The organism is uncultured Slackia sp., assembly GCF_944321625.1.
GTDB lineage: Bacteria > Actinomycetota > Coriobacteriia > Coriobacteriales > Eggerthellaceae > Slackia.
The window spans coordinates 1-7,533 of record NZ_CALUMA010000002.1 but is presented as its reverse complement, the minus strand read 5'-3'; the positions used below and the strand labels follow the sequence as shown (position 1 = coordinate 7,533).

4 protein-coding genes and 1 tRNA gene are annotated in these 7,533 nt (G+C 64.1%); all 5 read right to left on the bottom strand.

Translation table 11 applies throughout. The annotated features are described in order from the left end of the window. A partial coding sequence (locus tag Q0J60_RS00050) for a putative ABC transporter permease (RefSeq protein ID WP_294438142.1) occupies positions 1-1,234 on the bottom strand: 1,234 nt, incomplete at its 3' end. A 390-nt stretch (positions 1,235-1,624) separates the two neighbouring features. After that, positions 1,625-1,700: transfer RNA gene (locus tag Q0J60_RS00045), tRNA-Arg, on the bottom strand. A gap of 68 nt (positions 1,701-1,768) precedes the next feature. Next, positions 1,769-3,730, bottom strand: a complete 1,962-nt coding sequence (gene pknB / locus Q0J60_RS00040) for a Stk1 family PASTA domain-containing Ser/Thr kinase (RefSeq protein WP_294438141.1) — start codon at positions 3,728-3,730, stop codon at positions 1,769-1,771. A gap of 127 nt (positions 3,731-3,857) precedes the next feature. Further along, positions 3,858-6,680 (bottom strand): FtsW/RodA/SpoVE family cell cycle protein, encoded by a 2,823-nt coding sequence (locus Q0J60_RS00035; RefSeq protein WP_294438140.1) that lies wholly within the window; start codon positions 6,678-6,680, stop codon positions 3,858-3,860. Continuing rightward, the coding region (locus tag Q0J60_RS00030; RefSeq protein WP_294438139.1) for a SpoIIE family protein phosphatase at positions 6,677-7,533 on the bottom strand (857 nt) is incomplete at its 5' end. The genes Q0J60_RS00035 and Q0J60_RS00030, both read right to left, overlap by 4 nt.

The window sequence follows — 7,533 nt, the reverse complement described above, 5'->3', positions numbered from 1 at the left end:
AGTGTTCCGGCGTGATCGTCATCGACTGGAAGCGATGCTCCATGTACGCATCGTCGAAATTCTTCGCATAGAACTCCTCGACCGGCGACGTGGGCTGGTAGCCCGATTCGCGCTGGTACCAGCAATCGAGCGCCTCGAGCGTCATGACGCCGTTCACCAGCATCAAGGCGGCGCAGAGCGTCGTGACGCCGTAGCGCGCCTTCCAAGGGATGAGGTTGATCAGCTTCAGGAGCCACGGCAGGCACAGCTTGATCCACACGCAGCCGAGGGCGCCCCACATGCACATGAACAGGGCGCTGGTGCGTCCGTGGAAGATCTCCGCGATGGGGTCGGGGAACAGCCCGAAGATCGTCGAGCCGGTGTAGTCCCACGCCACGGCGCCGAACGCCGTCTGCATGAACCACGACACCGCCGCCTCGAACAGGCCGCCGATGATCGCGCTCACCAGGAAGATGACGACGAAGTTGGACTTGTAGAAACGGTTGAGCGCCACGGTCATCAGCACCGCGCCGAATCCGTAGATGGGTGAGAAGGGGCCGAACAGCATGCCGGCGCGATCCTGGTACACGCCGGGGTCGACGACGACCATATGGTAGACCGTTTCGATGACCAGGCCCAGGAAGCAGCACACCACGAACACCCAGAACAGGTTGAAGAAGTCGAGCTCGATGAACCCGCGGTCGCCCTTCGCGCGCCCGAGCGTGCCTGCCTTCGCCTCGCGCTCCAGCTCGGCGTCGCGCTCGATGCGCTCGCGACGGCGCTCTTCGCGCAGCGTGGGATCGACGGTGACGGAGATGATGGTGAGGATGGCCAGCTGAACGCCCGCGCCGATGAGGTTCTCGCCGAAGCCGTGCAACATGATCTCGATGAGCGTGCCGACGATATTGATGGCGATGAGCGCGTAGGCCATCTGGGCGGCATGGCGGCGGCGGTTGCGCAGAAGCGAGATGCCGAAGCCGATCATGGCGACGGCCTCGATGCCCATCAGCACGAACTGGATGACCGTGAGGATGAACGTGAGCGAGGCGTTGTTGGATCCCGCGGTCAAATCGATGACCTTGGCTGTCGACAGCACCGTGATCGTGATGATGAGACCCAGCACGATGGCGGCGGAGACGAAGCAGTACAGGCCGTAGATCCGGTACAGCACGGGGATCTTCCCCTTCGGTTTGTCCTGCGCATCGGAGGCGGGCTGTGTGGCGGGATCCGGCTGCACGCTGGTTTGGGGTTCCATGAGGTTCCTTTCAGTTAATGTCGCCTCATTGTAGTCGATCGAAGAGGGAGGCTGCCGCCTGAAATGCCGAGTATAGAGCGATCGGGAGCGCCCGCACCCTGGAGAAACATGCTGCGTTTGGCAAAAGTTACATTCGAGGCCTTCATTTTGGACAGTTTCAGCAGGAATTTACCCTTTGGGTTTTTATAAAGTTGCCGACTTACCTCGTGTGAAACAGTCGAACTGGGAAAACGCTCTCCTTCGACGCGCTGCTTTTCGTCGCCAGAGCCGGACGCCTCGGTGTTGCCGCTTCGATCGGCACCAGGAAAACGCCGCCGAGCGCCTCACCGCCGAGCGCCTGCCGCATGAAAAAGGCCCATCGGAGTGAAATCCGATGGGCCGTTGGGTTCATGGTGCCCCCGGCGCGATTCGAACGCGCGGCACCCGCTTTAGGAGAGCGGTGCTCTGTCCCCTGAGCTACGGAGGCGTGCCGTGTATTGTAGCACGAGGGGCTGCCGTCCGGGAGGCTCCGGCGGCGTCCCTCGCGGATCAACGCTATTCGCCGCCGGAGTCATCCTCGCCGGACGACTGGTTCTGGGCGTAGATGGTGACCGTCGCGCCCTCATCGGCGGATCCCTCCGGGGTCGTGCTGGTGACGAATGCGCTGTCGGGCATGTTGTTGGCGACGTACACCTGGAATCCCAGGCTCTCAAGCTGGTACACCGCATCCGACACGCGCCATCCCACCAAGTTGGGGATGGGCACCTGCTCGGGCTCCTGCGTCGCAGGGTCGGGTCCCGCGCTCACCACCAAGTGCACTGTCGCGCCGTCCTTGGCGAGCTCGCCACCGTTGGGCGTCTGGCTGATCACCTGGCCCTGGGGCACCGAATCGCTGTAGGCCTGCTCGGAGGTCACGTTGAACCCGGCGTTGGAAAGCGTCGTCGTGGCGGAACCCTCGCTGGAGCCCACCACGTTGGGGACCTCGGCCCCCTCCTTGCCCAGCGACAGGTAGTACGTCACCACGGAGTTCTTCGGCACCGAGCTCCCCGCGGAAGGCTCTTGGCGCGCGACGTGGTCCTTTTCCACCGAATCGCTGTATTCGGCGGTGCCCGCCGTCGCCTTCAGCCCGACCTTCTCCAAGGCGGATCGCGCCTGATCGGCGGTCATGTTCGAAAGGTCGGGCACGGAGACGGCGGAAGATCCGCTCGACACCACCAGGTTGATGCGCGAGCCCTCCTCGCGCTTGGTCCCCGCGGCGGGATCCTGGCTGATGACGCTGCCTTCCTCGACGGAGTCGTCGGAGCGGCTGCTCACGTTGCCCACCTTGAAGCCCGCCTCATCGAGCATCTGCGTGGCCTGCTCGAGCGATTTGCCCTTCACGTCGGGGACGGGGCTGCCCGATCCCGACCCGCCGCCAAAGATGGCGAACGCGGCGATGGCGGCAACCGCGATCACCGCCACCACGGCGACGATGATCCCGATGGTCTTCTTGCTCGGGCCGTTGCCGCCCGAATCGGCGCGGTAGGAGGTCGATGCCGCCCCGCCGTAGGAAGCGCCCTTCGCGCCGGCGGCGGGCATGACCGTGGTGGCGCCCGTGCCCGCGACCGCCATGCCGGCTCCGCCGATCATCTGGGTCGGCGCCCCGCTCATGCCGCCGATCACGGCGGTCTGCGCGCCGGTGAAGCCGCCGAGGTTCACGGGGCGGCCGGCAAGGAAGTCGTTGAGGATCTGGCGCATGTCCTGCGCGGTCGCGAAGCGCTCCGCGGGATTCTTCGCCATCGCCTTCAGGATGATCGCCTCGAGCGTGGGGTCGATGTCGGGCTTGACCTCGTGCGGCGGCAGCGGGGTCTCCTGCACCTGCTTCATTGCGACGCTCACGGCATCGGGGCCGTCGAAGGGGAGCTTGCCGGTGGCGGCTTCGTACATGACGACGCCCAGCGAGTAGATGTCGCTTGCGGCGGTGAGGTCTTTGCCCTGCGCCTGCTCGGGCGAGATGTAGTGCGCCGTGCCCAGCACCGAGGCCGTCTTGTCCATGGTCGAGTTCTTGGCGCGCGCGATGCCGAAGTCCATCACCTTCACGTTGCCGTCGGGCTGGACCATGATGTTCTGCGGCTTGATGTCGCGGTGGATGATGTCAAGGCCGTGGGCCACGGACAGTGCCTGGCATACCTGGCTGCCGATTTCAGCGACCTTGCGCTGGTTGATGGCGCCGCGCTGCTGGATGGCACTCTTGAGGTCGGTGCCGCGCACGAACTCCATGACGATGAAATACGTGCCGTCGTCCTGACCCCAGTCGTACACGTTCACGATATAGGGGCTCTGCAGGTTCGCGGCGCTTGCCGCCTCCTGCTTGAAGCGTGCGGTGAATTCCGGGTCGGCCGCGTACTGCGGGAGCATGACCTTCACGGCCACCGTGCGGCCGAGCACCTGGTCCTGCGCCTTGTAGACCTCGGCCATGCCGCCGATGCCGATGCGCTCGGTAATGCGGTATCTCCCGTTGAACACCCTGCCTATCATCTTGTAGTCTCCCTCGTCTAAAAGCTGGCTTGCTGCGTTTATGCGACGTATGCCGTCTATGGTTAAGCGGGATGCCGCGTGATGCGGCTCCATCAAGCTTCGAGTGCGATAGCTAATCGTACCGCATTTACATCAGTCCCTGCACTTCAAGCGCTGTTTCCAACACAGTCTTCGCACGCGGGCTCGCCAAACCGCTCTCATCCTCGGTGTCGGCGTTGACGCCCTGCTCGATAATCACCGCGACAACCACGCTGGGGTTGTCGGCGGGTGCGAAGCCTACGAACCAGCTGTCGTCGTACTCCTTGCCGGTTTCGGCGGTGCCGGTCTTGCCGGCAACTTGAACGCCATCGATGGCGGCGGCATAGCCGGTGCCGTTGTTGACCACGCCTTCCATCATCTCAGTGATTTCGTCGGCGGTGGAGGCGTCCATGACCGCGCCCAGCGACGTGCCGCTGCCCGTGAAGGAGCGTTCGCCCTGGGCGTTGTACACGCCGTCCACGAAGTAGGGCTGCTGGAGCACGCCGTCGTTGGCGATGGCGGATGCCACCATGGCCATCTGCATGACCGTTGCCTGCGGGCCCACGGTGTGCGTGCTGCTGTCGCCTACCGCCTGGCCACATGCCGCCCACGCGGTTTCCCACGTGCTCATGGCATCGGCATCGCCGGTGAGGCTGGTGGTAAGCGGAACCTCCAGGTCAAGGTCCTTGTTGAAGCCGAACTTCTGGGCGGTGTCCATGAGAGTTTCCGCCCCCAGATCGACGCCGATCTGGCCGAACGCGGTATTGGAGGAAACCTCGAACGCGCGTTGCAGGCTCACTTCGCCGTAGCCCACGTCGCCGGCGTTGGTCACCTTGGCGTTGCCGATTTCCATAAACGCAGGCGCGTCGATGACCGAATCGGCATTGGCGACGCCGTTTTGCAGCGCGGAGGTAAGCGTGACCATCTTGAAGGTGGAGCCCGGCGCGTAGAGCGCGTTCATGGCGCGGTTGATCAGCGCACCGCCGGAGTTGTCGGTGCCGTCGGCCGCGGCGGTGAGCAGCTGGTCGATGTCGGCGTTGGAGTAGGTGGGGGAGCTGGCGCTTGCCAGCACGGCGCCAGTGTTCGGGTCGAGCACCACCACGGCGCCCGAATAGCCTTCGAGAACCTGCTCGGCGACCGCCTGAATCTTGGAGTTCAGCGTGAGCGTGACGTCGTTGCCGGGCTGCTGGATGCCCGCTGCGGCGTTGATCACGTCGGTCCAGCTGGCGAAATTCTCCTGGCCCTTGAGCGTGTCGTTCATGGACGCCTCGATGCCCGAGGTTCCGTATTGCTGCGAGTAGTAGCCCACGACGTGGCTTGCCATGGTGCCCTGCGGATACGTGCGCGCGTAAGTACCGTCGTCCTGCTTGACGCTTTCGGCCAGAACCACGCCGTCGTACGTGCTGATGGAGCCGCGCTCGGTTTCGGCCTCTTTCATCAGGGTGTGGTTGTTGCCAGGATAGCTTTGGTACTCCTCGGCCTTGATGACCATGATGTAGGTGAGGTTGGCCACCAGCAGCGCGAACATCACGGCGAAGGCGATCATGGTGCCTGTGAGGCGTTTGCCCAAGGCGTAGCGTCCCAAAACGCCCGTCTCAGCGGCACGGCCATGCGCACCGTGCGCTCCGATGGGCGCCATGCGGCCGGTGCCGTCGCGCATCTCGGACGTGAGGCCGGTGCCCTCGTCGCCGCAGCGCAAGAGCAGCGCGATGCCGATGAAAGCGGCCAGAAGCGAAGAGCCGCCCTGGCTGATGAAGGGCAGGGTGATGCCGGTCAGCGGAATCAGGCGCGTCACGCCGCCTACGATGATGAAGGCCTGCAGCACGATGGTCACGGTCACGCCCACGGCGACGAACGAGCTCACGTCGCTCTTTGCACGCGCCGCGGTGGCAAAGCCGCGCACCGCCAGGCTCAGGTACAGCAGCAGCACGGCCGCGCCGCCCAAAAGGCCGGTCTCCTCGCCGATGGCGGCGAAGATGAAGTCGGATTCTACGACGGGGATGTTTTCGGCCAGGCCGTTGCCCACGCCAACGCCGAACAGACCGCCGTCAGCAAGCGAGTAAATGGTCTGGCACAGCTGATAGCCGGTGTTCTGCGCATCGGAGAACGGGTCGAGCCAGGTATGCACGCGTACCTGCACGTGGCCGAAGAACGTGTACAGCACCACACAGCCGATGGCGGCCAGGCCGAAGCCCACCACTAAGAACAGCTTCTTGCCGCTTGCCACGTACAGCATGACCAGGAACAGCACGAAGCATACCAGCGCGCTGCCCAGGTCCTTCTCGAACACGACCACGCCGAACGAGATAGCCCACATGATGAGCAGGGGCATGAGCGTGGCCGCGTCGGGCAGGCGGAATCGTCCCACGCGCACGGTAAATACGCTCAGCATCTCGCGGTTCTGCGCCAGATACGATGCGAGGAATATGACGATACAGAGTTTCGCAAGCTCGCCAGGCTGGAAGCTGAAGCCGCCCACCTGGATCCAGATGCGGCTGCCCAGCTCCTCGTGGCCGATGACGGGCAGCATAGGCATGAGCAGAAGCGCGATGCCCGCGATCATGAACGTGTATTTGTATTGGGCGAGCTTATCCAGGTTGCGTACGATAGCAAGCACCACAACCATGAGAGCGATGCCTAAGAACAGCCACATGACCTGGCGCAATGCCAAGTCGGGAGCCAGGCGGGTCACAAAGGCTATGCCAATGCCCGAAAGCGCGAATGCGATAGGCAGGATGGCGGGATCGGCGTTTTTGGCGAAGAAGCGCGTAGCGATGTGCGCCGCCACGAATGCGCCGAACAGGCCCAGCGGCACCGCGAGCGATTTGAGGGAAAGCGCCGTGCCCTGGTTGGTGAGCACCATGGCGAACAGCAGCACAACGAAGGGCGCTGCCAGGCACAAAAGAAGAAGTTCGGTGTTGCGGCGCGTCACGAGGCATCACCGCCTTCGGAAGAGACGGGGGTGTCGGGGTCGGTACTGGAATCTGAGGGCGAAGAGTTATCGGCGCTGGCGTCGGAATCCGTTCCCGATGCGCTTGCCGTGCTCCCCGCGTCGGAATTGCTTGCGAGGTCCTGCGCCCCCTCGCTCGAAGCCTGATCCTGGGCTTGTTCCTGCCATGTTTTAAGGAGCGCTTCGGCGTCCTCCACCGAATCGGTGCGGATTCCCTCCTCGGAGAGGCGCGATACGGTATTGGGAGGAAGGTCGAGATCGTCGACGGAAAGCCCCGTCACACGTTCGGTCTTCCAGGTCTGTATGCCCATGAAATCTCCGGGGATGCCGCGGCAGATAACCACCTCGTCGCCTTCGAGCGTGAGGAATGCGGCGGTATTGAGGTACGCGTTGCCGCCCACGACGGCTCCTGCCAGCACGGCGATGAGCGCCAGCACGGCAATGACGGCGCCGATACGTCCGCGTCGGCGCTCCCGGGCGATACGCTTCTCCGCTCCCGCGGCGACGTCCACCACGATGGCGGTGATGTTGTCGTGCCCGCCCGCGGCGAGCGCCTCATCCACCAGGGTGTCGGCACATTTCTGCGGGTTGCCAACGCGGATGAGCGTGCTTTCCAGCAGGTCGTCGTCCACCATGCCGGAAAGGCCGTCCGAGCACAAAAGAAGACGATCGCCATCCTCGACGGTCATCTCGTATATATCGGGGAGCGTGTTGGGGTCGGATCCCAGGGCGCGCGTAATCACGCTGCGCTGGGGGTGCGTCTTGGCTTGCTCCGGGGTTATCTGGCCGCTCTCGATGAGGTCGGCCATGAGGGAGTGGTCGCGCGTGATGGCCT

What these genes read in the sequence shown, in the direction of transcription:
- pknB (WP_294438141.1), bottom strand. Translation starts at nt 3,730, where the DNA reads ATGATAGGCAGGGTGTTCAACGGGAGATACCGCATTACCGAGCGCATC.